Here is a 25,861-nt window from a genome sequence, read left to right on the forward strand (position 1 = left end):
GACGCGCACGCGACAATGACGCACCAGCTTTGCGACACGCACGCGCCGCCCACGCCACACCGAGGCGACGGGTTTTGAGAGAGAGGAATTCTGCCGCTCGCGCATATTCGAACGAAAGCAGAACAAATCCTACTTTACCAGCGGGTTTGAAAGGGTAGCCTTGTACGATTGCGAAACCCTGCAGGCGCCTCTCGCCGACTTGACCCTGTAGTGACTTCAACCTTTACGGCGGTTCCGCTCCGCCGGCAGTCCGGCCTCCACTGCTAAGGAAACCGCAATCTTGTCTTATCGTGCCGTGCGTGTGGCGATCACCTCAGCCGTTTGTCTGAGTGCGTGCCTTCCGGTCAGCGCATTGGCGCAGGAGCACGCGGCGAACGCGGAGAGCGAGGAAGGCGAAGAGATCGTCGTGCAGGCGACCCGCACCGGCCGCCGCGTGCAGGACGAGCCGATCCGCGTCGAGGTGATCAACCGCGAAGAGATCGAGGAGAAGCTCCTCATGACGCCCGGCAACATCGCCATGCTGGTGAGCGAGACGCCGGGCGTAAGGGTGCAGGTGACTTCCCCAGCGCTCGGCGCGTCCAACGTGCGGATGCAGGGACTCAAGGGCCGCTACACGCAGATTCTCGCCGATGGATTGCCGCTCTACGGCGGCCAGACACCGTCGATCGGGCTGCTCCAGATCCCGCCGACCGATCTCGGCCAGGTCGAGGTGATCAAGGGAGCGGCATCGGCGCTGTACGGGCCGTCGGCGCTTGGCGGCGTGATCAACCTGGTGTCGCGCCAGCCGCGTGCGGAGCCGCAAGGCGAGCTGCTGCTGAACGCCACCAGCCGGGACGGGCAGGACGTCACCGCCTATGCTGCGTCACCGCTGAGCGGCACGCTCAGCGCGTCGCTGACCGCCGGGTTCGATCGCCAGACCCGGCAGGACCTCAACGACGATGGCTGGGCCGACATGCCCGCCTATGAGCGCTGGACGGCACGGCCCCGCCTGTTCTGGGAAGGTGCGGCGGGTGCCAAGGCGCTGCTCACCTTCGGCGCCATGACCGAGCAGCGCGAAGGCGGAACGCTTCCCGGCCGCACGGTTCCGGACGGTTCGCCCTTCGTGCAGGCGCAGCGCAGCGAGCGGTTCGACCTGGGCCTCAGCGCGCAGACGCCGATCGAAGACGTCGGCACGCTCCACCTCCGGGCCTCGGGCGTGTCTCAGTCGCACCGCCATCAGTTCGGCGCGACTGTGGAGCACGATCGGCACCAGACCGGTTTCGTCGAGGCATCGCTCGGCGGCGAAGCTGGCGGCACGACCTGGCTGGCCGGTGCAGCGTTCCAGGCGGACGGCTATCGTTCGCGAGCCTTCCCCGCCTTCGACTACAGCTACACCGTTCCCGCGCTGTTCGTGCAGGGCGAGAGCGAGGTGGCCGATGCGCTGACGCTGGCAGCGAGCGCGCGGTGGGACGGGCACAGCGAATATGGCTCGCGGCTCAGCCCGCGCCTGTCGGCCCTGTACCGCCCCGGCCCATGGACGATCAGAGCGTCCTACGGCCGCGGCTTCTATGCGCCGACGCCTTTCATCGAGGAAATCGAAGCCAACGGCCTTTCGCGTGTGGAGCCCTATGCCGAGCTCCAGGCCGAGGTGGCCGATACCGCCTCGGTCGACTTCGGCTATGCGCGGGGCCCCATCGAAGCCAATGTGAGCCTGTTCGCTTCCAACATCGACCATGCCGTGCAGCTTCGCGAAGTGGCCGCCGACCGCGTCACCTTGGCGAACGCCGACGGCCTCACCAAGACTCGCGGCGCGGAGGTGCTGCTGCGTTATCGCTGGCAGGCGTTCACTCTCACCGGCAGCTATGTCCATATCGATGCGACCGAGCCCGATCCTGACGGTGCCGGCCGCCGCCGCGTGCCGCTCACGCCGCGCAACACCGCGGGGCTGGTCGCGATGTGGGAGAAGCACGGGCGTGGCCGGATCGGGCTGGAGGCCTATTATACCGGGCTGCAGGAACTTGACGGCAATCCCTGGCGCACGCGCAGCCGCCCTTATGTCGAGCTTGGGCTGATGGGGGAGCTGGTGCTCGGCAAGGTAAGTCTGTTCCTCAACGCCGAGAACCTGCTCGATGTGCGCCAGACGCGATGGGATTCGCTGTTGCTGCCCCGACGCTCGCCCGTAGGTGCGTGGACCGTCGATGCCTGGGCGCCGAGCGACGGACGGGTTATCAATGGCGGCTTGCGGTTTCGCTTCGGCGGGGAGTGACGTTGCCATGGCATTGACGATCGGCGATCTGGGCAGGGCGACCGGCACCAAGACGGAGACGATCCGCTATTATGAGCGGATCGGACTGCTGCCAAAGCCGCCGCGGACCAGCGGCAACTATCGCGACTATGGGCAGGCAGAATTGGGCCGGCTGTCCTTCGTCCGCCGCGCTCGCGACCTCGGCTTTTCGCTCGATCAGGTTCGGGCGCTGCTCAGCCTGTCCGACGACCGCACCCGTGACTGCGCCGAGATCGACCGGATCGCCGAAGCGCATCTGCAGGAGGTGGATCGCAAGCTCGCCGACCTGACGGCGTTGCGAAGAGAGCTGAAAGCAGTGATCGACTCCTGTGACGGCGGGAGCGTGGCAGACTGCCGGATCATCGAGACGCTTGCGCCCTAGCTGCAGCCAACCACGCTACATTCCCGAAAGCCGACAGGCCGCTACCGGTCCGGCCGCTGCCGTCCCCGGCCCCGCTCCGCCGCTACGCCTCGATATCCAGCTTCGCCAGCTCGACGCGGACGCGCAGGTCGATTTCTGAGAGGATCTGCGCGAGCACCGGATCGTCGGGGGTCTCGAAGGTTTGCGACCATTCGGCGATCTCGCGCAGCCGCTCGACCGGGGCGGTGCCGGCCAGAAGCTCCTTGTGCAGCCGGTCGAGCGCGTCGACGCCTCGTTCGGCGTCCTTGGCGATGCGGCGCCGGCGCTCCATCTGGGGATCGGCGGCCGCGAGCGCGACGAGCATCTGCACCGAAGGCGGCGCGACTCCGCCGGGGCCGTTCACCGGCGGCTGGGGTGCGACGGGTGCCGCATCCCCCTCGGCGAGCGGGAAGCCGGGCGCGGCCTTGGGCAGCGCGGCCATCAGGCTGCGCGCCATCATCGGCGATAGGCTGTCGATCCGCACGAAATTAACCTTCCCGGGCCGCAAGGGCCTCTCTTCATCCTATAAGAGAAACACGGCCGTTTTTCCACTCGATCGAGGGTTTAATGCTGCGCTTCGCTGCACCGATCTTGCTCCTCTCCGCGGCCTTCGCCGCGCCGCACGCCGCTGCGCAGACGCGCATCAAGGACGTGGTCGACGTCGAGAACGTCCGCGAGAACCAACTCGTCGGCTATGGCCTGGTGGTGGGCCTGGCCGGGACCGGCGACCGCATCCGCAACGTGCCCTTCACCGAGGAATCGATGCAGGCGATGCTCGAGCGGATGGGCGTCAACGTGCGCGGCACGCAGATGCGGACGCAGAATGTCGCGGCGGTCTCGATCACTGCCTCCATGCCGCCCTTCGCCCGATCGGGCTCGAAGATCGACGTGCAGGTCTCGGCGCTCGGCGACGCGACCAGCCTTCAGGGCGGCACGCTGATCGCTTCGTCGCTGCGCGCACTCGACGGCGAGATCTATGCCGTCGCCCAGGGCCCAGTCGCAGTCTCCGGCTTCAAGGGCCAGGGCCAGGCGGCGAGCGTGAGCCGCGGCGTCACCACTTCGGCGCGGATTGCCGGCGGCGCGATCATCGAGCGCGAGGTGCCCTATGCGCTGCGTTCGGCATCGAGCCTCAAGCTCGCGCTCAAGAACCCCGATTTCGCGACCGCCGACCGGATCGCGCGCGCGATCAACGGCAGGTTCATGGGCAGCGCCACCGTGCTCGACCCCGCCACGGTGGAAGTCACGCCGAGCAGCGGCGCCGCCAGCCTGATCGATCTGGTCACCCAGATCGGCGACCTGGAGATCAAGGTCGACCAGCCTGCGCGCGTGGTGATCAACGAAGCATCGGGCACGGTGGTGATGAACGCCGATGTGCGGATCACGCCGGTAGCGATCGCGCAGGGCGGCCTGACCATAACCGTTTCCGAAACGCCGCAGGTCTCGCAGCCGGCGCCCTTCTCGCAGGGGCAGACCACCGTCGTGCCGCGCACCCAGGTGCAGGTCGACGACGGCAGCGGCGCCTCGCTCGCGCTGGTCAACGGCGCGTCGCTCCAATCGCTGGTGAGCGGGCTCAACACGCTGGGCGTCTCCCCGCGCGACCTGATCACCATCCTTCAGGCAGTGAAGTCCGCGGGCGCGCTCCAGGCCGAGATCGAGGTTCAGTGATGCCAATGAACGACATTGCTCCCCTTCCCCCGGTCGCCGCGGGCAAGCCCTTGCCCAAGATTGACCCGAAGAACGCCGAGACTGCAAAGAGCTTCGAGGCGGTGTTCCTCGGCCAGATGACGCAGATGATGCTCGAAAGCGTCGAGAAGGGTGAATTCAACGGCGGCGCGGGCGAGGAGATGTTCCGCGGCGTGCTCGCCGAGAAGCTCGGCACCGAAATCGCGAAGCGCGGCGGCGTGGGCCTGGCCCCCGCCGTGCTCGACCAGATCCTCAAGATGCAACAGGGGCAATGATGACCGCACAGCTGATCGACGCCATGGTTTCGCTCACCTCGCTGATGGAGGAGGAGAACTACAAGCTGACGCGCAATCCCTATGTGCCCGAGTTGAGCGAGATCGCGGCGGCCAAGCTGCGCCTCACCGGCCGGATCGAAGCCGAAGTCGCGCGGCTGAAGCGCGAAGGCACGGACTGGATGGAAGCGCTGGAGACCGAGGCGCGCGAGGAGCTCACCGAAGCGAGCCGCAACCTGCGCGATGCGTCGGCGGTGAACCAGGAGATATTGTCGCGGCAGATCGAGCTGTCGTCGGAGATGATGGCGGCGATCGCGGCCGAGGCGCAGCGTCTTACGGGCGCGCGCGCCGCGACCTACGGCGCGACCGGTGGCATGGGCGGGATGGACGCGCCCGCGCCGATCTCGATCAACGCGCGGCTCTGAGCGGCCGCGAACGAGCCGAGCCGAAACAAAAAGGGCCGTCGCGGACAACTCCGCGACGGCCCTTTTTGTTGACGGGGGACGTTGAGCGCGCCGCGCGCGGCGATCACCCCCCGCGGCCAGTGATCGCGGTCTTCAGCATCGACATCTGCTTGCGATAGAGGTTGGTCATCGCAGTGAAGTCGGCCTGGACCTCGCCCATCTTGAGCAGCTGGTCTTCGAGGGTGACGTTGTTGCCGTCGGGCTTGGTTTCGGTGATGTCCTTGTCGAAGATCACGCCTGCGCCGATCGGCTGGACCGCGCCCAGGCTCCGCATCCGCTGGGTGAGCTCGACGCGCGGCTTGGCGACCATGCCGCTGCCGCCCACCAGTGCGGCGAAATTGGGCTCGGCGACGTCGCGCGCCTTGTAGCCGGGCGTTTCGCTGTTCGCGATGTTCTGCGCCAGCACGCGCTGACGATCGGCGAGGTTGTGCATCCGATCGCGGATGCCTGCGAGGATCGGGGGCGTGTTCATGCGTCAGAATCCGAAGCTGGTGGGCGTGCCGGCGGCGAGGCGGCTGAGCGCTGCCTGATAGTTTTTGAGCATCGCAGTCTCGCGCGCGGTGGACTGGGTGCCGGTCATGGTGTTCTTCACGCCATCGACCAGATTGGCCTTGCCATCGTCCCAGTAGAGCGAGCGATAGGCGGTCTGGCTCATCGAGATCGCCGCCTCGAGCTGCTTCATCGCCACCTTGGCACTGTCGACGGTCGAGAGGTTGAGCCCTTCGCTCAGGTCGAGCCCGAACGAGCCGCCCGGCCGCACCTTGGGCGCGGAATCCGAAGTCTTGGGTGGCGTGTAGAGGCGCTGCGGCCCGATGCCGAGCTTGGCCAGCGCATCGGTGTCGCCGGGACCGGCGAGCAGCTCGATCGAATTGCCCTCCTTGGCATCTATCCTGAGCGAGCGCGTTTCGCCCGATTTTGGGGTGGTGATGTTCGCCCTCGAGCCGGTGATGCCGCGGATGCGGTCCCCGAGCGTGGTCAGCGTGTCGTTGGCCGTGATCGTGACCTTGCGGAGCGCACCGTCGTTGACGCGCAGATAGAAGCTGTCGCCCGCGCGGAGCCCGGTTTGCGTGGTCAGCTTTTCCGAAGCTTCGGCGTTGATCGTGCCGCGCCCGAAGCCGAGCGCCGACAGGTTGGTGGCTCCGCCCTCGGCAGCCGCGACCCGCACCGGTTCGGTCCGAAGCAGCGGGACGCCGAACTGCTTGACGTTCGAGACTGCCCCGGTGTCCAGCGACAGGCGGGCGACGAAGCCGTCGGTCGCGCCGGCGCGGGTGCCGCCGAGATCGCCCTTCGTGCGGCCGCCGACGTAGATGTCGCCGTTCATGAAGGTCAGGCTGTCGACCTGATCTTCCTGCGCGGTGGCGAGATAGGTCGTGCGCGCGTTCGAAAGATCGGCGTCGAGCCGCGTGACGAAGCCGTCGCGACCACCGGCGGTGGCATTGACCTGCGCGCCGTTCAGCGTGGTGCTGGTGGCGCCGCCCACTGCGATGGTTCCGTCGTCGGCCACCACCAGCGCGCGTGCGTCGGCGAGGCCCAGGTCGAAGCTGCCGAGATCGGTCGCGAGCGAGTCCGCATCGAGCTTGCGCACTTCGGCCTCGCTGCCGTTCGACATCAATGCGAGGAGATTGCCCTCCCCATCGATCGCGAGCGCGTTGATGCTCTGGCTGCCGGTCGCCGCGATGGTGCGGCGTTCGGAGATCCTGCCGCTGGTGTCGATACGCGCGACGAAGGCATCGCCGCCGCCGCTCGCTGCGCGGCCGCCGACGAAGATCGATCCGTCCGCGCCCACCGCCACTGCCTTTGCGGCGTCGCTGCCCGCGGCGCGCACCAGCGTCGAGAATTGCTCGTCGCCCGCGGCATTGAACTTGGCCACCAACATGTCGCCATCGGACGAGATGTTGTTGAAGCTGCCGCTGGACGAGGTGCTGTTGAAGCTGCCGTTGACCGTTCCGGCGACGACGATGCTGCCGTCGGGCGCCAGGCTGATCGCCGCGCCGCTCGACGAACCGCCTGCGCCGAGGCTGCGCTGCCAGATGATCTTGCCCTCCCCATCCATCTTGGTGAGGAAGAGATTGTCGTCGCCGTCGGAGTGATAATTGCCCAGATCGCCGCTCGTGGTGCCGACGACATAGCTGTTGCCCGCCGCATCGGTGACGACCGCCGCGGCATCGGTGCTCGCATGGACGTCGAAAGTCTCGGTGGTCTCGGTCTTGTCCTTGCCGTCCGGACCGGTCACCACGGTGGTGATCTTGGTCGCGTCACCCCCCAGCTTCGCCTGTTCGGTCGCTTCGCGATCGAGCGCCGAGAGGGTCGCCATCGCCTTGCGGGTGGCATCGCCGGCGGGATCGTCGAGGCGGAAGACCTTGGTCGTGGTCGGTGCGTCGAGCGGAGTCTGTCCCACGGCCACGACGAGCGCGTCCTTTGCCCCGATCTGGTCGAGCGTCACGCGCTCCCTGCCGGTCGGGGTCTTGAGCGCGAGCCCCCATTTGTCGCCGTTCTTTTCCACGGCGAAGCGCGCGGTCCATTTGGGAACGGGGTTGCCCTGGGCATCGAGCAGCGGCGTACCGTCTGCCTTGAGCGTGGGAATCGCGGCGATGGCGGCGTTGAACGCCCCGGCGATGGAATCGAGCGTCGGCGGCTGCGGCCCCTGCGAAAGGTCCACCGTCACCACGTCGGACCCGCCGGTCTTGCTGAGAGTGATCTGGATCTTCTCGTTGCCCGCCAGCCCCGGCAGCGCATCGGTGCGGCCCTTGACCACGCCCGCGCCCTTGGTGGCATATTGATCGGGCACGCTCGTCGCGGCGGTCCTGATGGAACGCGCGGTCTGGCCGAATGCGAGATTGACCTGGCTCGACGGTGCGGAGGCAAGGAAGGTCTGCAGATCCTCCAGCCCCTTGGCGAACACGGTCTGCATCGATTTGCGCTGCGCGTCGGAGGTGGTCTTGGCCGAGGCGCTCTCGGCGAGCACCCGCAGGCGCTCGAGCGCCTTGTAGGCGATGAACGCGGTCTGCACATCCTCGGGCAGCGCATCGGCGCCCGAGCTCGCCTTGTCGATGATGGTGCGCATCGCCTTGACGTTCGATACCTGGGTGGAGAGCGGAACGTCCGGCTGCTCCTCCTTCCACGGCGGCGTGGTCGGATCGAGCGTGAACTGCGCCTTGGCCTGGCGCACAGCCCTGCTCTCGTAGAGCACCTCGGGGAACGCAGTGAACGCGTTGCTGCCCGTGAGCAGACTCAGGCCCGTTAGACTGTTCGAGAAATTGATCGTCATCGCAACCAAGGCTCCCCCTTCCCTCCTATAATAGAGGGACGTGCGCCTTCCCCTGTGCGTGCGGATGCATTTTAATTCGCGAGGGATCCCGAATGAGCGTGATGGCGCCGGTTGCCGAGCCGCCCGAACTCAAGCGTTACAGCGGTGCCCAGCGCGCCGCGGCGCTGATGCTTGCCCTGGGCAAGGACCATGGCGCCCCGATCTGGGAGCAGCTCACGACCGACGAGATCAAGGAGCTTTCCTCGACGATCGCCGGACTCGGCCGCGTGCCTTCGACCGTGGTCGAGCATCTGCTCGTCCAGTTCACCGGCGAAGTCGCGTCGATGGCCTCGCTCCACGGAAGCTACGAGACCACCGAACGCCTGCTCGCGGGCATGCTGCCCGGCGACAAGGTCAAGGAGATCATGGAAGACATCCGCGGCCCATCCGGCCGCACGATGTGGGACAAGCTCTCCAACGTGAGCGAGACGGTGCTCGCCGGGGCGCTCAAGCACGAATATCCGCAGACCGTCGCGGTGATCCTTTCCAAGCTGCGCCCCGATCACTCCGCACGCGTGCTCTCCGAGCTGCCGCGCGATTTCTCGGTCGACGTGGTGATGCGGATGCTTCGGATGGAGACGGTCCAGAAGGACGTGATCAACCAGGTCGAGCAGACGCTGAAGAGCGAGTTCATGACCAATTTGTCGCGCTCGCAGAAGCGTGATCCGCACGAATCCATGGCGGAAGTGTTCAACGCGCTCGACCGTTCGACCGAAGAAGCCATGCTGACTGCGCTCGATGCCCGCGCTCCGGAAAGCGCCGAGCGGATCCGCGCGCTGATGTTCACCTTCGAGGATCTGGCGAATCTGCTGCCGACCGCGATCGGAGTGATCGTGCGCAACGCCGACAAGCGCGAGATGGCGCTGGCGCTCAAGGGTGCGCCGGACAAGCTCAAGCAGATGTTCTTCGGTGCGATGACCGAGCGCGCCGCCAAGCTGATGCGCGAGGACATGGCGGCAATGGGCCCGGTGCGCGCGCGCGACTGCGAGGAAGCACAGTCGGCGCTCGTCCGGCTCGCCAAGGGCCTGGCCGACCGCGGCGACATCCTGCTGGTCGACCCCAAGTCCGACGACGCGATGATCATCTGAGGAAGCTGCCGCCATGTCGTTCCACAACGTCCAGCGTTTCGCATTCGATCGAGTATTCACGGTTCCGCCCGTCGGCGGAGCGCCTGTCGATGCGGACCTGCTTCCCGAGCTCGTCAACCTCCGCGCCGAGCTGACCGCGCTCAAGGCCGAGCAAGGCGCGCAGCTCGCGCTCGCCCGTGCGCAGGGCTTCGAGGCGGGGCTGTCGCAGGCGCGCGCCGAGCGCGAGGCTGCGCTGCTGAGCGCAGTCGATGCGCTGCAGGCCGGGCTCGAATCGATCGACGAGCGCTTCGAGGAAGTATCGCAGCGCGTGGCCGGCGAAGCTGCCGAGATCGCACTTGCCGCAGCCGACATGATCGCCGGCCGGGCCCTCGAGGCCGCGCCGACCGACGCCATCGATTCCGCTATTGGCCGCGTTCTGAACCAGGTCGCGCGGGGCACCGAGCTGGAGGTGCGCGTGCATCCCGAGCTGGTCGAGACGATCGAGGCCCGCATCACCGAGCGCCAATCCAAGGATCGTCGCCGGCTGTTCCTGACCGTGATCGCCGATACCGCGATCCCGCTGGGCGACGCGATGATCGGCTGGGACCAGGGCGGGCTCGCGGTCGATGCAGCCGCGCGACGCGAGGCGGTCCGCGCCGAGTTGGAAACGCTGCTGCCGCACTGAGACAGGCATCTAGATCTCGCCCGTCACCGTGAGCGTGAGCACCCGCGGCGTGTTGGTTGTGAACAGCCCCGAGTTGCCGACATTCCAGACGAAGCGATCGGTGAGGTTCGCCACGCGCGCGCGCAGCGTGAGCGGATAGCCGTCGACTTCGAACCGCTGCCGCAGGCCCAGGTTGAACACCGCATAGCCAGGAAGCGTGGTGCGGTTTTGACGGTCCGCGTAACGTTCGCTCCGAATGCTCACGCCGCCGTCTATCGTCAGACCCTTGACGTTGGGGAGGCGCCAGGTGAGATTGGCGAGCGCCATGACCGCCGGCCGGCCGATCGGCTGATCGCCGATCACGCCATTATCGACCAGCTCACCTTCGATCCGCGCGTCGAGCCATGTCGCCCCCAGCACCGCATTCAACCGCGGTGTGACCGGCCCCGCCAGTGACAGCTCCGCGCCGCGATGCCGCACCTCGCCCACGAACCCGAAGGCGCCCTCAGCATCGATCCCGGGCAGCGGCTTGGCCAGATCGAACAGGCCTGCGATCAGCGTGGGTCCGCCGCGAAAGGCATATTTGATCCCGAGCTCGACCTGACGCGAGATCGCGGCGGGCAGGACCGCGCCTCGGTTGACGGCGTTGGCCGGGGCGACGCCTGCCTCCTCGAGACCGCGCGCATAGCTGGCGAATCCGATCAGCGCGCGCGTGATCCCCACGGAAAGCGCAGCCCCGTACAGCCACGGGCGGCTCGTCTCGCGCATCGTCGTTCCGTCGAGCCCGCGTGCCTGCTTGCGGTAGCTAACGTGCTGGAGATCCGCGCGAAGCTCGGCCGTATCGCCGATCGACAATCGATAGCCGAGACCACCGGTCCACTGCCAAACATCGTCGCGTACCCGCCGCGGATCGAGGGTGATGGGCGGACGGGGAAGCTCGGGCACCGCATCGAGATCGGGATAGGGCCCGAGCATGAACGCTACACCGGGGTCGCTGCGCACCACGCTCTCGCGGCGGCGCGCCATCGCCACCAGCCGGTGGTCGATCGCGCCGGTGGAAAAGCGCTTGGCCGCGGTGATCTCCGCGGAAAAGGAACGGCGCCCCTCTTCGCCGAACAGCAGCCCGCTCGCCTCGGCCGGAGCAACGGCGGTCGGAAGGCGGATCAGGTTGAAGACGCTCCGGCGATAGTCGAGCGTCGACAGGAAGGCCGACGCGCCGAAGCTCCATCCCGCGCCGCCATCGACGTCGGCCATTGCGCCGATCAGTTCGGATTGGTTGCTAGCATCCATCCAGGGCTGGGTGCGATCTATATCGCGCGTTACCTCGGGCGGGGCAGCATCCGGACTCGAGAAATAGGTATCGGCGCCCCGCGTGAACCAATTGTGGCTCCAGATCCCCGTCAGCCGTACACCGGGCGCCGGCGACCAGCGCGGGATGAGCCCGGCGGCGAAAAAATCCCCGCCGGTGCCGTCGGTGTAATTCTGCTGGGCGCCGATCTGGAGTCCGCCGGCCAGGCTCAAACCCTCGTCGTGCGTGCCGGCCGCGGCGCGCATCAGCATCACCGGACCCGATCCACCCCACCAGCCGGTCTCGATCGTCGCTTGGGCACCGGGGCTACCGTCGGGCAGATCATATTGCACGACCCCCGAAGGTGCGGCGAAATCGGTGCGCAGGCCGTTGGCGCCGACGCGGATGGCGGTGCCCTGCGTGACCGGCTGAAGCATGCCGGCGGCACGAACATAATAATGATCCTCGATGCGATAGTTGCCCGCGCTCTGCAGATCGAATCCGCGCACCTCGCTCTCGGTATAGAGCCCAACCTCCTCGATTCCGATGCGCCTGCCGAACGCATCATCGGACGCGCGCACGACATCACCGCTTTGCGGCAGTGCCGGAGCGACCTGGGCATGCGCGGACGGCACCGCGAGCAACGACAGGCAGCAGATGGTCTCACGCATCGGTTCGCACTCCCCTTCACATCCCTGTGGCGGTGCGAATGCCGCGGGACCCTGCAGGATCGGGAGCGGATAGGGACGAACGGCGGCCCGGCGTGACGAATGGCCGTTTCGCGCGCGCATGTTCGCGCGCTATACGTCGGCCATGGCCATGGGGGCGCGAGAGTCGATCTGGAACCGGCAGATCCCGCTTGGGGCGGGGGTCTTGCTGGCGCTGCTCGGATTTCTGCTCGGCTATGCCGTCGGCGGCGTGCCGATCCAGCCCGATCCCTTTGCGACCGAGCACCCGGCTCAACCTGGCTATGCCAAGATGCTGGTTTGGGGAGCGGCCTTCGCGATTGCACTGGGCTGTCGCGAGCCGCTGCGGGACCTGCTGTCGGGACCGCGCCAATCGCCTGCGCTGCTGCTGGCGCTCGCCTTCGTGCCTCCTGCCCTCACCGATATGCTGGCGGCACAATTCGCGATGGCGATCTCTTTCTATCCCACCTGCGCGCCGGGCGCCGTGCCGCTTCCGCCCTTCTTCAGCTTCTTGCCACGCTCGGCCGTTCTGGGCACGCCGTTGCTATTGCTGCTGCTCGCGTGGGGACGACACCTCGCCAATCGCGACCCGGCGGAAGCACCGCAATCGGAGCCCCTGCCCTTACCCGCGTCGCCGACAGCGTCGAGCGAGTGGCTGGACCTTCCCGAAGCACCGCTGCTGCGCATACGCCCCGGCGACGTGCAACTGATCCGCTCGGCGGGCAACTACAGCGAGATCGTGGCGAACGAGCGGGTGCATCTGGTGCGGGTGACGCTGACCGAACTCGCCCACCGGTTCGCGCCGATCGGCTTCGTCCGTGTCCATCGTCAGATCGTCGTCAACGCCCGCAAGGTCCGCGAAGTCCATCGCGACGCGAGCGGCCGGCCGGTCATTCACCTGGCGTGCGGCACGCCGGTTCCGCTCGGGCGCCGCTATCTGACGGCGCTGAACGCACTCGGCTAGCACGGCTCTGCGGCGCACGGTCTCGCAATCCACCCGGCAAAAAATTCCCACCCGGCACAATCTGCCGCCCGCGCCCTTCCTATAAGTGAACCAAGGGGCAACCGCCCCACGCGTCTCCATCCGACGGGGCTAAATTGGAAGCGATCAAGAACTTTGCCGGGCAGATCGGCCCGAAGCGGCTGATGCTGATGGGAGGGGTGGCGTTCGCGCTGCTCGCGCTTCTGTCGTTCGTGGCGCTGCGCGGCTCCAAGCCCGAGATGGGCTTCCTCTACACCGATCTCGATCCCTCCAGCGCTGCCGCGATCACCGAGAAGCTCAAGGCGCAGAACGTGGAATACATGCTCTCGGCCGACGGCACCTCGATCATGGCACCGCAGGAGAAGCTCGCCGAGCTCCGCATGAGCCTGGCCGGCGAGAAGCTGGGCGGCAAGATCGGCTATGAAGTGCTCGACGAGGAGCAGCCCTTCGGCGTCTCCGCCAGCCGCGCCAAGATGAACGAGACGCGCGCGATCGAAGGCGAGCTTTCCAAGTCGATCCAGACCATCCAGGACGTGAGCGCCGCGCGCGTGCACATCGTGATGCCCGAGCGCGCGATGTTCGCCAGCGAGAGCCGCAAGGCGACCGCCGCGGTCACCGTCAAGACGCGCGGCCGGCTCTCGTCGGAATCGATCGCGTCGATCCGCTATCTCGTTTCTTCGTCCGTCCCTGAACTCTCGCCCGAGGCGGTGTCGGTCGTCGACCAGACCGGCGCGCTGCTTGCCCGCGCTGGCGAGGCCGGTGCGGCCGGCGGCGCTGATGCCGATGAGCGCCAGGCAGCGGTCGAGGCCAAGCTGCGCGAGGAAGTGGAGGCGCTGCTCGAGCCGATCGTCGGCCAGGGCAAGGTGCGTGCCGAAGTCTCGGCGCAGATCGACCGCGACCAGACGCGCGAGGAATCGAACGTCTTCGATCCCGACAAGCAAGTGATCGCGCGCCAGGTGAGCGTCGAGAACGGCGAGCAGAACCGCGAGCAGGATGCCGCGCCCGAGACCACCACCGTCGCCAACCAGCTTCCCGAGGCGCAGGACCAGCCCGGCGGCGTGGGCGGATCGAAGCAGTCGGCGAGCAACCAGACTTCCGAAGATACCACCTACGACAACAGCTCGACCAAGACGGTCACGCTGCGCGCTCCCGGCCGCGTCACGCGCCTGACCGTGGCAGTGATGGTCGATGGCGGCGAGGCCGGCCTTCCCCAGCCGCAGATCCAGCGCCTCACCCGACTGGTCGAGAACGCAGTGGGCATGGACGCCGAGCGCGGCGACAGCGTGGTGGTCGAGAGCATGCGCTTCGCGGCCGACGATTCGCTCGCCGACAAGGAGAGCGGCCTGCTCTCCTTCCTGAGCAGCGAGCGCGTGTTCGGGCTGCTGCAGATCATCGTGATCGCGGTCGCGGCACTGCTCGCGCTGAAGATGCTCAAGCCCAAGATCCTGCCGCCGGTCCAGGCCGAAGCCGAGCCGATCGCCCTCAACGGGCAGAGCCCGGAGATGCTCGCGCTCGCCGAGCGCGCCGCGGATGGCGACGAAGAGGCGCAGAAGCAGCTCCAGGCGATGAGCGGGGACCACCAGCTGCTCGACCAGGAAATCGCACTCGCGCAGGTCGACGGCCGCATCAAGCTTTCCGCACTCAAGCGGATCGGCGACGCTATCTCGGCGAGCCCGCCCGAGGCCGCCTCGGTGATCCGCCAGTGGATGAACGCATAGGAACATGACGATGGATACCGAACCCCACGACATCATCCCCTCGGATGGCCGCGAGCAGACCGAACCGGTGCTCGAGGATTTCAACACGGGCCCGGCCGCCGACCTGTCGTCGACCGGCACCGAGGGGCTCGAAGCCGTCCATGACGTGCCGGTGAAGGTGCAGGCAGTGCTCGGCCGCGCGCGGATGCCGGTCGGCGAGCTTCTCCACCTCGGCGCGGGCACCGTCGTCGAGCTCGACCGCCGCGTCGGCGAGCCGGTCGACATCTTCGTCAACGATCGCTTGATCGCGCGCGGCGAAGTGGTGCTGATCGACAATGCGCTGGGCGTGACTCTCACCGAGATCGTCCGGGGCGATCGCTAAATGGCGATGGCATCGATCCGGCTGCTGCTGATCGGCGAACCCGGGAGCGAGTTCCGGCTTGCCGCCGAGCTCGCGCGCCAGGCCGGCGCCGATGTGGCGATGGCCGATGCGCCCGCGCACGCGCTGGACCTGCTGCGCGAAGGCGGCGCCGATCTGGTGATGATCGATGTCGAGACCGACGTGCAGGGGTTCATGGCGAACCTGCGCAGCGAACGTTTCACGATTCCGGTTCTCGCCTGCGGCATCGAAGCCTCTGCCGAGCGCGCCGTCGCGGCGATCCGCGCCGGCGCGCGCGACTATGTTCCCCTCCCCCCGCAGCGCGACATGATCGCCGCGGCGATCGCGTCGGTCGTCCAGCGTAGGGCAGTCACGCGCATCGGCACGCACCCGGTGCTCGCGCGCGCGCTCCAGCTCGCCACGGCGGTTGCAGCCAGCGGCGCACCGGTGCTCGTCACCGGCGAGAAGGGCAGTGGCAAGGAGATCATGGCGCGCGCCATCCACGAAGCGTCCGGCCGCGCCGATCCGATGCTGGTGGTCGAATGCGCGGGCGTCGGCGCCGACGTGCTCGAATCCGAGCTGTTTGGCCATGAGGCAGGCGCCTTCCTCGGCGCCGCGGCCCGTCGCACCGGTCAGCTCGAACGCGCCGGTACCGGCACGATATTGCTGCGCGAAGTGGGCGCGCTCGCTCCCAACACCCAGGCGCGGCTGCTCGCTGCCCTCGTCGAACAGCGCTTCACGCGGATCGGCGGCGACGAGTTCGCACCCTTCCGCGCCCGGCTGATCGCCTCGACGAGCCTCGACCTCGACGCCGCCGTGGCGTCGGGAAGCTTCCGCGCCGACCTGCTCGTGCGGCTGGGGCTCGTCCGCGTCGAGGTTCCGGCGCTCCGCGCGCGGGGTGAAGACATCGCCGAACTGGCGAGGCATTTCGCCGAGCGGCTCGCGGAGACCGACTGCGTCGAGCCCCGCCCGTTCAGCGACGCCGCGCTGGCGCTGCTCGGCCGCTACAGTTGGCCCGGCAACGTGCGCGAGCTCGAGGACTGCGTCCACCGGGCGGTGCTGCTCGCCAGCGGCCCACGCATCGAGGCCGAAGATCTCGTCCGCTCGGACGGCACCCGCCTGATCGACCTGGAGATGGCCGAGCCCGATCGCTTCCAGATCCAGGGACTGGTCGGCCGCACCGTCGAGGAAGTCGAGCGCGAGCTCATCCTCCAGACGCTCGAGCGTTGCCACGGCAACCGCACCTCGGCTTCCAACATCCTGGGAATCTCGGTCCGCACGATGCGTAACAAGCTCCGCACCTTCATCGAGGCCGGCATCGCGGTCTCGCCGGCGCTGTGATGCCTCCCGCCGTCACCAACCTGCTGAACCGCATCGGCGCCGGCCGCGATCTCGCGCTGGCGGGATCGGTCATCGCGATCATCGCGATGCTGATCCTGCCGATGCCGGGCTGGCTGCTCGATCTCGGCCTCACGCTCTCGATCACCGTCGCGGTGATGATCCTGATGACCGCACTGTTCATCGAGAAGCCGCTCGAGCTCAGCGCCTTTCCGACGATCCTGCTGATCGCGACGATGCTGCGGCTGGGACTCAACCTGGCCTCGACGCGCGCGATCCTGACGCACGGGCACGAGGGTCCGGACGCCGCGGGCGGGGTGATCGGGGCGTTCGGCGAATTCCTGATGGGCGGCGAGGTCATCATCGGCCTCACCATGTTCCTGATCCTGATCGTCATCAATTTCGTGGTGATCACCAAGGGCGCGGGCCGTATCGCCGAAGTCGCGGCGCGCTTCAGCCTCGACGCGATGCCCGGCAAGCAGATGGCGATCGACGCCGATCTCTCGGCCGGCATGATCAGCGAGGAGCAGGCGCGCGAGCGCCGCGCCGAGATCGAGGCGGAAAGCGGCTTCTACGGCGCGATGGACGGTGCCTCGAAGTTCGTGAAGGGCGACGCGATCGCGGCGCTGCTGATCACCGCGGTCAACATCGTCGTCGGCCTGACAATCGGCGTGGTCTCGCACGGCGTGCCGCTCGGGGAGGCGTTCCACACCTATACCGTGCTCACCGCGGGCGAGGGTCTGGTCAGCCAGATCCCGGCGCTGATAATCTCGATCGCGGCGGGCCTGCTCGTCTCCAAGGGCGGGATCAAGGGCAAGACCGGCGCGACGCTGGGCGACCAGCTCGGCCGCTACCCAAAGGCGTTCGGCATGGTCGCGTTCCTGATGGGCGCGCTGGCGCTGATGCCGGGACTGCCCTTCCTGCCCTTTGCCACCTTTGCCGGCATCTCGGGCTTCATCGCCTGGAAGATGACCAAGCGTGCCGAGGCCAAGACTGCGCTCGAAAAGGCAGTCGCCGCGCAGGAAGAAGCACAGCAGGTCTATGTCGAGCAGCCGATCTCGCAAACGCTGGCGATCGACGCGGTCCGCATCGAGATCGGCTATGCGCTGCTGCCGATCATCAACGACGACACGCGCGAGCCGCGCCTCGACGATCAGGTCCGCGCGCTGCGCCGCCAGATGGCGACCGATTTCGGCTTCGTCCTCCCCTCGGTCCGCATCATCGACAACATGGGCCTCAAGCCCAACGAATATGTCATCACGATCAAGGAGACCGAGGCGGCACGCGGCGAGATCCGACTCGACAAGCTGCTGCTGATCAATCCGGGCGGCGCGCCGGTCGGCCTGCCCGGCGAGCCGACCAAGGAGCCGGTGTTCAACCTGCCGGCGCTGTGGATCGACCGCGAGCTGCGCGACGAGGCCGGCTTCCGCGGACTCACCGTGGTCGAATGCGGAACGATCATCGCCACCCACCTGACCGAGCTGGTGAAGGACAATATCGCCGACCTGCTCTCCTACACCGAGACGCAGAAGCTGCTGACCGAAGTCCACAAGGAGTCCGAGAAGCTGGTCGCGGACATTGTTCCCGGCAAGATCTCGATCTCGGGCGTGCAGCGCATCCTGCAGAACCTGCTCTCGGAGGGCATTTCGATCCGCGACGTGCCGACCATCCTGGAGGGGATCGCGGAGGCCGCGCCGCTGACTGCCAACCTCACCCAGATGACCGAGCATGTCCGCGCTCGGTTGGCACGCCAGATCAGCGCGTCGCAGGTGCGCGGCGACGCGATCCCGGTGGTGACGCTCTCGCCCGAATGGGACCTGGCGTTCGCCGAGAGCATCCTGGGCCAGGGCGACGAGCGCCAGCTCGCGATGGCGCCCTCCTCGCTCCAGCGCTTCATCGGCGCCGTGCGCGATACCTATGACCGGCTCGCGCAGGACGGCGAGATCCCCTGCCTGCTCACCAGCCCGTCGATCCGGCCGTTCGTCCGCTCGATCATCGAGCGCGTGCGCCCCGCCACCGTGGTGCTCTCGCAAAACGAGATCCACGCCCGCGCCCGCATCCGCGCGCTGGGAACGATCGGCTGACGAAACCGCGCGAGCCGTTTCCTTCCTATAATGAACTGAGGCGGCCCGCGGGCCGGGCAAAAGGGGCCTGGATGAACATTCTTCCGTTCGGTTTTCCGATGAGCGGCGCGACCGGCACAGGCGCCGGGGAGCTACCGCCTTCCGGGTTCGGATTCGCCGTTGCGCTCGGCGGGAGGTTCGCCGGTCCGCTGGTCGGATCGATGTCGGGACCGAAGGGATCGGCGCGGGTGCTTCCCGTCGACCTGTCCGCATCCAAGGCCGAACTGTTGCCGACGATCGAAGTACCGAGCGGCGAGGTGCCTTCGGACACTTCGGGCGTGCTGCCGCCGGCGATGTCGTTGGCGCAGCTCCTGACGACCGCCGCACGCATTTCCACGCCCGCCGGTGCGCAAGCAGTGCAAACCCAAGGCGATGCTGGGGCGCCCGCCGATCCGAATGCGGCCAAGGCTGCTCCGGTCGAGGCGGCGATCCCCGATATTCCCGACGAGCAGCCTGCCCTCGCAGAGGGTCCGGAGGCGATTGCCGCCGCCCAGCCGACGGTGACCCAATCGCCCAAGCCCCGTAAGCCTGTTTCCGCCGAAGTGCCTGAATCGCCCGCACCGGATGCGAGCATTGCAGCCGCCGTCCCCGCTGCTTCCGCGGTCGCGATTCCCACGCAAGCGGCGGCTCCCCTCGTCCAGCAACAAGCCTCGACCGCTCCTGCCCAGGCGGAACCTGTCGCCACATCGCCCACTGGCCATCGCAAGGTCGCCGTGCGGGCGAATACTGGAAGCGTCGCCACGCCGGGTGAAGCCCGGACCGGCGAGGCCTTGCCCGGCGCCGCCAACTTCGGCGACACCATGGCGAAGCTCGCCGCCGAGGGACAGAAGGGGTCGGACAACGGAAACGATACCGGTCAGCAACCGTCGTTGCCGCAGGCCGAAAAGGCCGCCAACGCCTCGACTGCGCCGCAGCCTTTCCAGCCGGCACCTGCTGCCGAAATCGCGCGTAACGCTCCGGTAGCCGCCGCAACCGGCGCTTCGCCCACCGCTACCGGCGAGCCCGAAGTCGCAGCCCAGCCCGGCCATCTCGGCCAGTCGCTGGGTGTCGAGATCGCGCGCAAGATCCAGTCGGGCGAGGAGACGCTGCGCGTCCGGCTGAACCCGGTCGAGCTCGGCCGGATCGAAGTCACGCTCGCCTTCGATGATCGCGGCAACCTGCAGGCGACAATGCGCACGGAGAGCGCGCAGGCGCTCGATCTGCTGCGTCAGGATGTGCCCGAGCTTGCCCGCACGCTCGATCAGGCCGGCGTGCGCGCCGATGCGCAGAGCTTCCGCTTCGAGAGCCGCGCCGGCGACGGCGGCGGCAGCCAGTCCTCGCCGCACCAGCAGCGCGGCAACCAGCAACACGCCTCTGCCGAGCAGGGCGACTTCGAAACCGACGACCAGCCCTATCGCGCGATCCGCGGCGACGGGCGAGTCGATCTCCTCGCCTAGGAGCCAGCAATGACGACCGTTTCCTCCACTTCGAATACGCTTGCGGACGCAACCGCCAACGGCGCCGTATCGAAGCTCAACGCCGACTTCGACATGTTCCTGAAGCTGCTCACCGCGCAGATGCAGAACCAGGACCCACTCGATCCGATGGACACGTCGGAATATACGCAGCAGCTGGTGCAATATTCGCAGGTCGAGCAGTCGATCGAGCAGACTGCGACGCTGCGCTCGATCCTCGCGAGCCTGGGAACGCAGAACCTCACCCAGGCCTCGTCGCTGCTCGGCAAGCTCGTGGAGTCGGATTCCGCCACCGCGGGCCTCACCGCCGAGGTTCCGGCGCAGTGGAGCTGGGAAGCCGACCGCAGCGTCGCGACGCTGACCGCGACGATCAAGGACGCCAACGGCCGCGTGGTCGATACGCGGGTGATCGAAGCCAGCGGCGCCTCGGGGGCGTTGCAGTGGGATGGAGCGACGAGCACCGGCAAGGAAATGGGGCCCGGCAGCTATACGATCGAGCTCGTCGCCAAGGATGCCTCGGGTACCGAAGTGCCAGTGACCGCCCACGCCATCGGCGTGGTGAGCGATGTGCAGCTCGCGAACGGCAGCGTCACGCTCACCGTCAACGGCGAGAAGGTGTCGACGGACGACCTGGTGCGCATCGGCGCCTAGAATCGGATTTGTTGATTTGAAGCGGTTCCCCGGCGAAGGCCGGGGCCCAGTATCGTCGCGGTATCGAGAGCGCGCCGCGCTTCGTCGGCGACATTGCAACTAGGCCCCGGCCTTCGCCGGGGAACCGCTTGCTTCAACTCGGGTGGGTCAAACTCTAGATAGCCCGAACGCGCGATATCAAGCGCGAACATCGGCGAAATCGAGAAATGGTGCCTTGCGGAGCGGAAGCCTGAGGCCAATCAGCCGTTGGCTGCGGGAAGCAGCGTCAGCGACCGTTCCGGCATCTGCATGAACTGTGTCCCAAGCGACACCGGCGCCGCAGTCTCGCGCACTGCAAAGGTGTCGAGCAGGCAGCCGGGCAGGTCTGCCGGAGCCGTGAGCATGGCGATGCAATCGGAGATCGAGGGATCCTCGCGCGGGCCGATCGTATCCAGGACATCGGCGAGAGTCATGCCCGGGAAGGCAAGGGCTCGCTCGGCGGCAGCGATCCAGAGTTTCTCTGCATCATCGACCTTGAGCGTCAGCGTCGCGGTGAAGCTAACCGAAGTATCGGAGAGAGCCTGTTCCCGGGAATTCATTGGTGCGAAGCCCTTCTCTGTTGGCCGATAGCTCGCCGCGCCGAATGCCGCAAACATGCGTTCGGGCGAATTCAGGGTTTGCCCTTACGCGGCGTTTTTCCATCAGTGCACCCTTGCCTCGGCTCTGCGGCCGAGTTCGCGGGCATGCGCCGAAACCAGGCACAGCTCGGCATAGAGCCGGTCCCAGAAAGGTGCGGGGATATCCAGAACAGTGCAGTCCGACTGGGCGAGCCGCAGCGTCGCCGCTGGCTCGAGCCCGAGCTCGAAACGCGTGGTGAAAATGCCTTCGACATGCTCTTCGGGCAGCGAATGGGGAACCGATAGCCGCGCGGACATGATGTATCCGGAGAGCACGTCGACGCCGTAACCATCGAGGAGCACGCGGGGCTTGCCGCCCAGATCGGGGCGTTCGAGCACAATCAGCGCCCCTGAAGGATGTTCCTCCACGCTCACCCGCAGCCGTCCCCCGAAAGCGTCAGTGATTTCTCTGATACGCGGAAACAATCCAGTTCTCCTGTTCTTAGATCATTATAGAAAGATCAACCATTCCGCGCGGGGATCGACAAAAAAAGAGGCCGGGATGGTGTCCATCCCGGCCTCCTGTCAGAACCACGCTTCCAGGGAAAAGCGTGAGTCTTAACGGAACAGCGAAGTGATCGTCTGCGGCGCCTGGTTGGCGATCGACAGAGCCTGAACACCGAGCTGCTGCTTGACCTGCAGGGCCTGCAAGCGCGCAGACTCCTTGGCGAGGTCCGCATCGACGAGATTGCCGATGCCGCTCTCGATCACGTCCGACAGCTTGCTCACGAAGGTCGACTGACCGTCGATCTTGCGCGAAGCGGCGCCCAGCGTGCTGAGGTTGCTGTTGACGGTCTCCGAAAGCGTCTCGAGCGTAGTCACCATCGTCTTGGCGAGAGCCGCGCCTTCCATGCCGTTGCTGGTGTCGCCGTCGTCAGCGAAGACAACAGCGGCATCGTTGGCATCGAGGGCGTCGAGTGCGTCGAGAACGTTCGTGCTCATGTCGATGTTGGCGACGTCGAGGGTCGAAGCAGTCGTATCCGTCGACTGCAGCGCCTTCACGTCACCGCCACTCGCCTTGAGCAGGTTCGTGCCGTTGAACTCGGACGAATCGATGATCGTCTTGATCTGATCGCGAAGAGCAACGAAGTCCTTCGCAATCGCCTTGCGGCTCTCTTCGTCCACGCCCGCGTCCGAAGCCTCGGTCGCCTTTGCCTTCATCTGGTTGAGGATGTCCGAGATCTGCTCGCCACCCGCAACCGCGACGTCAACCGTGCTCTTGGCGCGGCTGAGCGACGAGCTGACGGCCTTCAGGCCGCCCATCTCGCCACGAAGGGTCTGGGCAATCGTGTACGACGCCGAGTCGTCCTTGGTCGAAGCGACATTCAGGCCGGTGTTGATGCGGCTCTGCGTGGTCGCCAGGCCCTTGTTCGTCTCGTTGAGGCTCTGAAGAGCCGCCATCGCGCCGACATTGGTGTTAACCGAGAATCCCATGTTCAATTCCTTCTTGGATCTGAAGCCGCTTCTGCGGCCCGGACCGGAGACGCCGATCCTCGACGAGGCGTCCTTGCATGCCCCGCAAATTCATCATGGGAAGGATTGCAGGGTGACCAAAATTTCCCTGCGAATTTTGATGGTTAGCGTGTCGTTAACTCCCGACTCAGCCCGCCGGAACGGCAAAGGCCGGAACCTCCGAACGGAGACCCCGGCCCGTGTGAACGAAGCGTTCGCGCGCGATCAGAAGGGGAAGAGCGCGTCGTAGATCTGCTGCCCCCAGCGCGCCTGCTGCGCTTCGGTGAGCTGGCCCTTGCCGCCGTAGATCACGCGCGCCTCGGCAATCTGCGAATGCTGGATCGAATTGTCTCGGGCGATGTCCTCGGGCCGGATGATGCCGGTGACGATCAGCTCGCGCATCTCGAAGTTGACGCGCACTTCCTGGCGCCCGCGGATCATCATGTTGCCATTGGGCAGCACCTGCGTGACGATCGCCGCCATCGTCATGTTGATCGTCTCCGAGCGCGCGGTGGTGCCGCCGCCGGTGTATCGCGACGCAGAGTCAGTCTCGAACACCTTGGCCGCGTCGTCGCCGACGAGCTTGGCGACCGGGCTGATACCCAGGAGCTCACCAACGCCACCGCTTTCCGAACCGCCGCGCGTGCGCGAGGTGTTGTTGCCGATGTCCGCCTTGTCCTGGATGTTGATCTTGATCGTCAGGATGTCCCCCTGCCGCGTCGCGCGCTGATCGCGGAAGAAGGCGCCGGCACCGGTGCGGAACAGCGACGCGCTCTGCGCCGGCTGCTGCGGCTGGGCCGCGCCGGCACGGTTGCCGCGGTCGGCGGGGGCCGAGAGCGAGGCCTCGAGCTCGGGCGTGTCGATCGGCGTAATCTCCGAAAGCTTCGGGGCCTTGCCGACCTGCTGGAGCCGCCCGACTGCGCCGCAGCCGGACAGCATGGCGCCAAGCGCCGCGAGAAGGATGATCCTACGCATGAAATTCTCCTAGGGGGCGGCGACCCGGACGGTGCCGGAGCCATCCACAATTCCGTCGAGCGTGCGGCTGGTGGCGTTGGCCACAACGCGCACCATCTCTCCCTGCCCGCCGCTGCCGAGCGCGCGGCCGCCCGTGGTGATCACCAGCGATCCGCTGACGATGCGGATCGTCACCGGCTCGCCGCGGCGGACGAGCTGCGGCTGCATCACGTCCGACCGGCGGACGATCGCCCCGGCCGCAAGCCGGCGCGATGCCTCCATGCCCGCGGCGTCCTCGGCGCGCAGCGCGCCCCGCGCGGAGGCCAGTGCACGCGGCTCGACTGCGAAATCCGCAGCCTCGAGCCGGGTGCCCTTCTCGACCGGGTGCGCGAGGACGGCCACCGGCACATCCTCGGCCACGCCAGCGCCGAGCAGCGCCAGTGCGAGCAGCGCGCTCATCAGCGCAGCTGGCTGGTCGTCGCCAGCATTTCGTCGGCGGTTTTCACGACCCGGCTGTTCATCTCATAGGCGCGCTGCGCGGTGATCAGCGCCGTGATTTCGGCCACCGCATTGACGTTCGAACCCTCGATGAAGCCCTGGCTCAGCGTGCCGAAGCCCGGCTCGCCGGGGTTGGCGATCGTCGGCTGACCCGAGGCCGCGGTCTCGAGGAACAGATTGTCGCCCTTCGCCTCGAGCCCGGCGTCGTTCATGAAGGTCGCGAGCTCGAGCTGGCCGATCGTCTGCGGCTGGGGATCGCCCGCGACGATCACCTGGACCTCGCCGGTCTTCGAGATCGTCACGTCGAGCGCGCCCTGCGGGATGGCGATGCCCGGCTGAACCTGGAAGCCGTCCTGCGTCACCAGCTCGCCCTGATCCGAGACGCCGAACGAGCCGTCCCGCGTGTAAGCCGTGTCGCCCGAGGGCAGCAGGATCTGGAAATAGCCGCGGCCGGTGACCGCAACGTCGTAGCGGTTGTCGGTCTGCTGGAGCGCACCCTGCTGCTGGATGCGATAAACGCCGCCGGTCTTCACGCCCGCACCGATCTGGATGCCCGAAGGCGAGCGCGTCTCGGGACCGGTGGCGGTGCCGGGGCGCTCGATCTGCTCGTAGAGCAGATCCTGGAACTCCGCACGCTGGCGCTTGAAGCCCGTGGTATTCATGTTGGCGATGTTGTTCGAGATGACATCGACGTTGGTCTGCTGCGCGAGCATGCCGGTCGAGGCGATAGAGAGCGAACGCATGGGTTAATCCTTTCTGGAAAGTTCAGCTGACGCGGCCGAGCCGATCGATTGCGCGCTTGCGCAGATCGGAGAGGCCCTCGCTCAAATTCTTGCTCGTCTGATAGGCGCGCAGGATCTCCACCATGTCGGTGGTCTCCACTATCGCGTTGACGTTCGATCCTTCGACGCCGCCGGTGCGCAGCCTGGTCTCGGCGGCGGTGAGCTCGCGGCCGTTCGCAGCATTCATCAGCCCGTCGCCGCGCGGATCGACATTCGCTTCGTCGAACACCGTCACGGTGATGCGGCCGAGCGGGCCATCCGGGCCCATCACGGTGCCGTCGCTCATGACGCTGAGGCGGCCCGCGCTTTCGGGCGGCACCGCGATCGGCCTGCCGCCCTCGCCCAGGATCCGCTGACCGCCCGACGTGGCGAGCTCGCCGCTCTGGAGCACCTTGATATAGCCGGCGCGCGTGTAGGCAGTGCCACCGCCTGGCGCCTCGACGCTCAGATAACCCGGCCCCTCGATCATCACGTCGAGCGGGTTTTCGGTCACTTGGAACGCGCCCGCCGCGGCATCGTGCACCGCGCCGTAATCGAGCACGTAGGATGTCTTCTTCGCGGGTTCGATCGACGTATCGCCCTGCTCCACATATTCGCGGAACACGGGCTGTTCGCGCTTGAACCCCACCGTATTCATGTTGGCCAGGTTGTTCGCAGCCACGTCGAGCCGGCGCCGCAGCGCCTGTTCCTGGCTCAGCAATACATAAGACGAGATGTCCACCGGACGGTCCCTTCAGAAATTTGTCGCTAGGCAGAAATTGCCGGGTGACGCCTCTATAATAGGAAGAAATCAGCCGGCGG

At 67.1% G+C, this 25,861-nt stretch carries 25 protein-coding genes; 14 read left to right on the plus strand and 11 right to left on the minus strand.

Going from position 1 to position 25,861, the window contains the following annotated elements; translation table 11 throughout:
• The first annotated feature begins 280 nt into the window (after positions 1-280).
• Complete coding sequence (locus tag ACMGDH_RS15790; protein WP_436828934.1) at positions 281-2,245, plus strand: TonB-dependent receptor plug domain-containing protein; 1,965 nt, start codon at positions 281-283, stop codon at positions 2,243-2,245.
• Between the two features lie 7 nt (positions 2,246-2,252).
• Positions 2,253-2,645 carry a MerR family transcriptional regulator gene (locus ACMGDH_RS15795; RefSeq protein ID WP_436828935.1) on the plus strand — a complete coding sequence of 131 codons (393 nt, stop codon included), beginning with the start codon at positions 2,253-2,255 and terminating at the stop codon, positions 2,643-2,645.
• 82 nt (positions 2,646-2,727) lie between these two features.
• Here the strand turns inward: ACMGDH_RS15795 and ACMGDH_RS15800 are convergent, their stop codons facing one another.
• Positions 2,728-3,147, minus strand: a complete 420-nt coding sequence (locus ACMGDH_RS15800) for a flagellar assembly protein FliX (RefSeq protein WP_436828936.1) — start codon at positions 3,145-3,147, stop codon at positions 2,728-2,730.
• Between the two features lie 83 nt (positions 3,148-3,230).
• Here ACMGDH_RS15800 and ACMGDH_RS15805 point away from each other — a divergent pair, with 83 nt between their 5' ends.
• From ACMGDH_RS15805 to ACMGDH_RS15815, 3 genes are read left to right on the plus strand one after another with little or no spacing between them, the layout of a single operon-like run.
• On the plus strand, positions 3,231-4,328 hold the full coding sequence (locus tag ACMGDH_RS15805) for a flagellar basal body P-ring protein FlgI (protein WP_436828937.1): 1,098 nt from the start codon (positions 3,231-3,233) through the stop codon (positions 4,326-4,328).
• A gap of 5 nt (positions 4,329-4,333) precedes the next feature.
• Entirely contained in the window at positions 4,334-4,621 is a 288-nt protein-coding gene (locus tag ACMGDH_RS15810; RefSeq protein WP_436829151.1) for a rod-binding protein, read from the plus strand.
• Positions 4,621-5,043: a flagellar protein FlgN gene (locus ACMGDH_RS15815; RefSeq protein WP_436828938.1), complete on the plus strand. Its 423-nt coding sequence runs from the start codon at positions 4,621-4,623 to the stop codon at positions 5,041-5,043. The genes ACMGDH_RS15810 and ACMGDH_RS15815 overlap by 1 nt, the downstream gene beginning before the upstream one ends.
• A gap of 103 nt (positions 5,044-5,146) precedes the next feature.
• On the opposite strand, the gene ACMGDH_RS15820 is transcribed toward ACMGDH_RS15815, so the two are convergent.
• Both ACMGDH_RS15820 and ACMGDH_RS15825 read right to left on the minus strand, forming a co-directional pair.
• The gene (locus tag ACMGDH_RS15820; protein WP_436828939.1) at positions 5,147-5,554 is read right to left on the minus strand and encodes a flagellar basal body protein; all 408 of its coding nucleotides are present in this window, start codon (positions 5,552-5,554) and stop codon (positions 5,147-5,149) included.
• A gap of 3 nt (positions 5,555-5,557) precedes the next feature.
• On the minus strand, positions 5,558-8,350 hold the full coding sequence (locus ACMGDH_RS15825) for an NHL repeat-containing protein (RefSeq protein WP_436828940.1): 2,793 nt from the start codon (positions 8,348-8,350) through the stop codon (positions 5,558-5,560).
• Between the two features lie 92 nt (positions 8,351-8,442).
• Here ACMGDH_RS15825 and ACMGDH_RS15830 point away from each other — a divergent pair, with 92 nt between their 5' ends.
• Entirely contained in the window at positions 8,443-9,477 is a 1,035-nt protein-coding gene (locus ACMGDH_RS15830) for a flagellar motor switch protein FliG (RefSeq protein WP_436828941.1), read from the plus strand.
• 13 nt (positions 9,478-9,490) lie between these two features.
• On the plus strand, positions 9,491-10,141 hold the full coding sequence (locus ACMGDH_RS15835) for a FliH/SctL family protein (RefSeq protein WP_436828942.1): 651 nt from the start codon (positions 9,491-9,493) through the stop codon (positions 10,139-10,141).
• Between the two features lie 9 nt (positions 10,142-10,150).
• On the opposite strand, the gene ACMGDH_RS15840 is transcribed toward ACMGDH_RS15835, so the two are convergent.
• Entirely contained in the window at positions 10,151-12,079 is a 1,929-nt protein-coding gene (locus tag ACMGDH_RS15840; protein WP_436828943.1) for a TonB-dependent siderophore receptor, read from the minus strand.
• A gap of 118 nt (positions 12,080-12,197) precedes the next feature.
• Between ACMGDH_RS15840 and ACMGDH_RS15845 the strand changes: the two genes are divergently transcribed.
• The 7 genes from ACMGDH_RS15845 to ACMGDH_RS15875 all read left to right on the plus strand — a co-directional run bounded on the left by ACMGDH_RS15845 (position 12,198) and on the right by ACMGDH_RS15875 (position 20,718).
• A complete protein-coding gene (locus ACMGDH_RS15845) occupies positions 12,198-13,058 on the plus strand; it encodes a LytTR family DNA-binding domain-containing protein (protein ID WP_436828944.1) in 861 nt (286 codons plus the stop codon).
• A gap of 134 nt (positions 13,059-13,192) precedes the next feature.
• Positions 13,193-14,794, plus strand: a complete 1,602-nt coding sequence (gene fliF / locus ACMGDH_RS15850; RefSeq protein ID WP_436828945.1) for a flagellar basal-body MS-ring/collar protein FliF — start codon at positions 13,193-13,195, stop codon at positions 14,792-14,794.
• A gap of 10 nt (positions 14,795-14,804) precedes the next feature.
• Entirely contained in the window at positions 14,805-15,155 is a 351-nt protein-coding gene (fliN, locus tag ACMGDH_RS15855) for a flagellar motor switch protein FliN (RefSeq protein WP_436828946.1), read from the plus strand.
• Entirely contained in the window at positions 15,156-16,493 is a 1,338-nt protein-coding gene (locus tag ACMGDH_RS15860) for a sigma-54-dependent transcriptional regulator (protein ID WP_436828947.1), read from the plus strand.
• Positions 16,493-18,574: a flagellar biosynthesis protein FlhA gene (flhA, locus tag ACMGDH_RS15865; protein WP_436828948.1), complete on the plus strand. Its 2,082-nt coding sequence runs from the start codon at positions 16,493-16,495 to the stop codon at positions 18,572-18,574. Before ACMGDH_RS15860 ends, flhA begins: the two co-directional genes overlap by 1 nt.
• A gap of 71 nt (positions 18,575-18,645) precedes the next feature.
• Entirely contained in the window at positions 18,646-20,049 is a 1,404-nt protein-coding gene (locus ACMGDH_RS15870; protein ID WP_436828949.1) for a flagellar hook-length control protein FliK, read from the plus strand.
• 9 nt (positions 20,050-20,058) lie between these two features.
• Complete coding sequence (locus ACMGDH_RS15875) at positions 20,059-20,718, plus strand: flagellar hook assembly protein FlgD (protein ID WP_436828950.1); 660 nt, start codon at positions 20,059-20,061, stop codon at positions 20,716-20,718.
• A 239-nt stretch (positions 20,719-20,957) separates the two neighbouring features.
• Here the strand turns inward: ACMGDH_RS15875 and ACMGDH_RS15880 are convergent, their stop codons facing one another.
• The 7 genes from ACMGDH_RS15880 to ACMGDH_RS15910 all read right to left on the minus strand — a co-directional run bounded on the left by ACMGDH_RS15880 (position 20,958) and on the right by ACMGDH_RS15910 (position 25,781).
• Positions 20,958-21,296 (minus strand): hypothetical protein, encoded by a 339-nt coding sequence (locus ACMGDH_RS15880; protein WP_436828951.1) that lies wholly within the window; start codon positions 21,294-21,296, stop codon positions 20,958-20,960.
• Positions 21,297-21,398: 102 nt separating this feature from the next.
• On the minus strand, positions 21,399-21,713 hold the full coding sequence (locus ACMGDH_RS15885; protein WP_436828952.1) for a hypothetical protein: 315 nt from the start codon (positions 21,711-21,713) through the stop codon (positions 21,399-21,401).
• A 219-nt stretch (positions 21,714-21,932) separates the two neighbouring features.
• Entirely contained in the window at positions 21,933-22,808 is an 876-nt protein-coding gene (locus tag ACMGDH_RS15890) for a flagellin (protein WP_436828953.1), read from the minus strand.
• A gap of 243 nt (positions 22,809-23,051) precedes the next feature.
• Entirely contained in the window at positions 23,052-23,801 is a 750-nt protein-coding gene (gene flgH, locus ACMGDH_RS15895; protein WP_436828954.1) for a flagellar basal body L-ring protein FlgH, read from the minus strand.
• Positions 23,802-23,810: 9 nt separating this feature from the next.
• Positions 23,811-24,239, minus strand: coding sequence for a flagellar basal body P-ring formation chaperone FlgA (gene flgA / locus ACMGDH_RS15900; RefSeq protein ID WP_436828955.1), 429 nt, complete (start codon positions 24,237-24,239; stop codon positions 23,811-23,813).
• A complete protein-coding gene (gene flgG, locus ACMGDH_RS15905; protein ID WP_436828956.1) occupies positions 24,239-25,021 on the minus strand; it encodes a flagellar basal-body rod protein FlgG in 783 nt (260 codons plus the stop codon). The genes flgA and flgG overlap by 1 nt, the downstream gene beginning before the upstream one ends.
• Before the next feature lie 22 nt (positions 25,022-25,043).
• Entirely contained in the window at positions 25,044-25,781 is a 738-nt protein-coding gene (locus ACMGDH_RS15910) for a flagellar hook-basal body complex protein (protein WP_436828957.1), read from the minus strand.
• Positions 25,782-25,861: the final 80 nt, after the last annotated feature.

The sequence above is a fragment of the Sphingomonas radicis genome, from assembly GCF_051400635.1.
Taxonomy (GTDB): Bacteria; Pseudomonadota; Alphaproteobacteria; order Sphingomonadales; family Sphingomonadaceae; genus Sphingomonas.

Bases quoted from the DNA above. Each gene is read 5' to 3' on its own strand.
- ACMGDH_RS15795 (WP_436828935.1), top strand. From the start codon at position 2,253: ATGGCATTGACGATCGGCGATCTGGGCAGGGCGACCGGCACCAAGACG.
- ACMGDH_RS15805 (WP_436828937.1), top strand. From the start codon at position 3,231: ATGCTGCGCTTCGCTGCACCGATCTTGCTCCTCTCCGCGGCCTTCGCC.
- ACMGDH_RS15810 (WP_436829151.1), top strand. From the start codon at position 4,334: ATGAACGACATTGCTCCCCTTCCCCCGGTCGCCGCGGGCAAGCCCTTG.
- ACMGDH_RS15815 (WP_436828938.1), top strand. From the start codon at position 4,621: ATGACCGCACAGCTGATCGACGCCATGGTTTCGCTCACCTCGCTGATG.
- ACMGDH_RS15820 (WP_436828939.1), bottom strand. From the start codon at position 5,554: ATGAACACGCCCCCGATCCTCGCAGGCATCCGCGATCGGATGCACAAC.
- ACMGDH_RS15825 (WP_436828940.1), bottom strand. From the start codon at position 8,350: ATGACGATCAATTTCTCGAACAGTCTAACGGGCCTGAGTCTGCTCACG.
- ACMGDH_RS15830 (WP_436828941.1), top strand. From the start codon at position 8,443: ATGAGCGTGATGGCGCCGGTTGCCGAGCCGCCCGAACTCAAGCGTTAC.
- ACMGDH_RS15835 (WP_436828942.1), top strand. From the start codon at position 9,491: ATGTCGTTCCACAACGTCCAGCGTTTCGCATTCGATCGAGTATTCACG.
- ACMGDH_RS15840 (WP_436828943.1), bottom strand. From the start codon at position 12,079: ATGCGTGAGACCATCTGCTGCCTGTCGTTGCTCGCGGTGCCGTCCGCG.
- ACMGDH_RS15845 (WP_436828944.1), top strand. From the start codon at position 12,198: ATGTTCGCGCGCTATACGTCGGCCATGGCCATGGGGGCGCGAGAGTCG.
- fliN (WP_436828946.1), top strand. From the start codon at position 14,805: ATGGATACCGAACCCCACGACATCATCCCCTCGGATGGCCGCGAGCAG.
- ACMGDH_RS15860 (WP_436828947.1), top strand. From the start codon at position 15,156: ATGGCGATGGCATCGATCCGGCTGCTGCTGATCGGCGAACCCGGGAGC.
- flhA (WP_436828948.1), top strand. From the start codon at position 16,493: ATGCCTCCCGCCGTCACCAACCTGCTGAACCGCATCGGCGCCGGCCGC.
- ACMGDH_RS15870 (WP_436828949.1), top strand. From the start codon at position 18,646: ATGAACATTCTTCCGTTCGGTTTTCCGATGAGCGGCGCGACCGGCACA.
- ACMGDH_RS15875 (WP_436828950.1), top strand. From the start codon at position 20,059: ATGACGACCGTTTCCTCCACTTCGAATACGCTTGCGGACGCAACCGCC.
- ACMGDH_RS15880 (WP_436828951.1), bottom strand. From the start codon at position 21,296: ATGAATTCCCGGGAACAGGCTCTCTCCGATACTTCGGTTAGCTTCACC.
- ACMGDH_RS15890 (WP_436828953.1), bottom strand. From the start codon at position 22,808: ATGGGATTCTCGGTTAACACCAATGTCGGCGCGATGGCGGCTCTTCAG.
- flgH (WP_436828954.1), bottom strand. From the start codon at position 23,801: ATGCGTAGGATCATCCTTCTCGCGGCGCTTGGCGCCATGCTGTCCGGC.
- flgA (WP_436828955.1), bottom strand. From the start codon at position 24,239: ATGAGCGCGCTGCTCGCACTGGCGCTGCTCGGCGCTGGCGTGGCCGAG.
- flgG (WP_436828956.1), bottom strand. From the start codon at position 25,021: ATGCGTTCGCTCTCTATCGCCTCGACCGGCATGCTCGCGCAGCAGACC.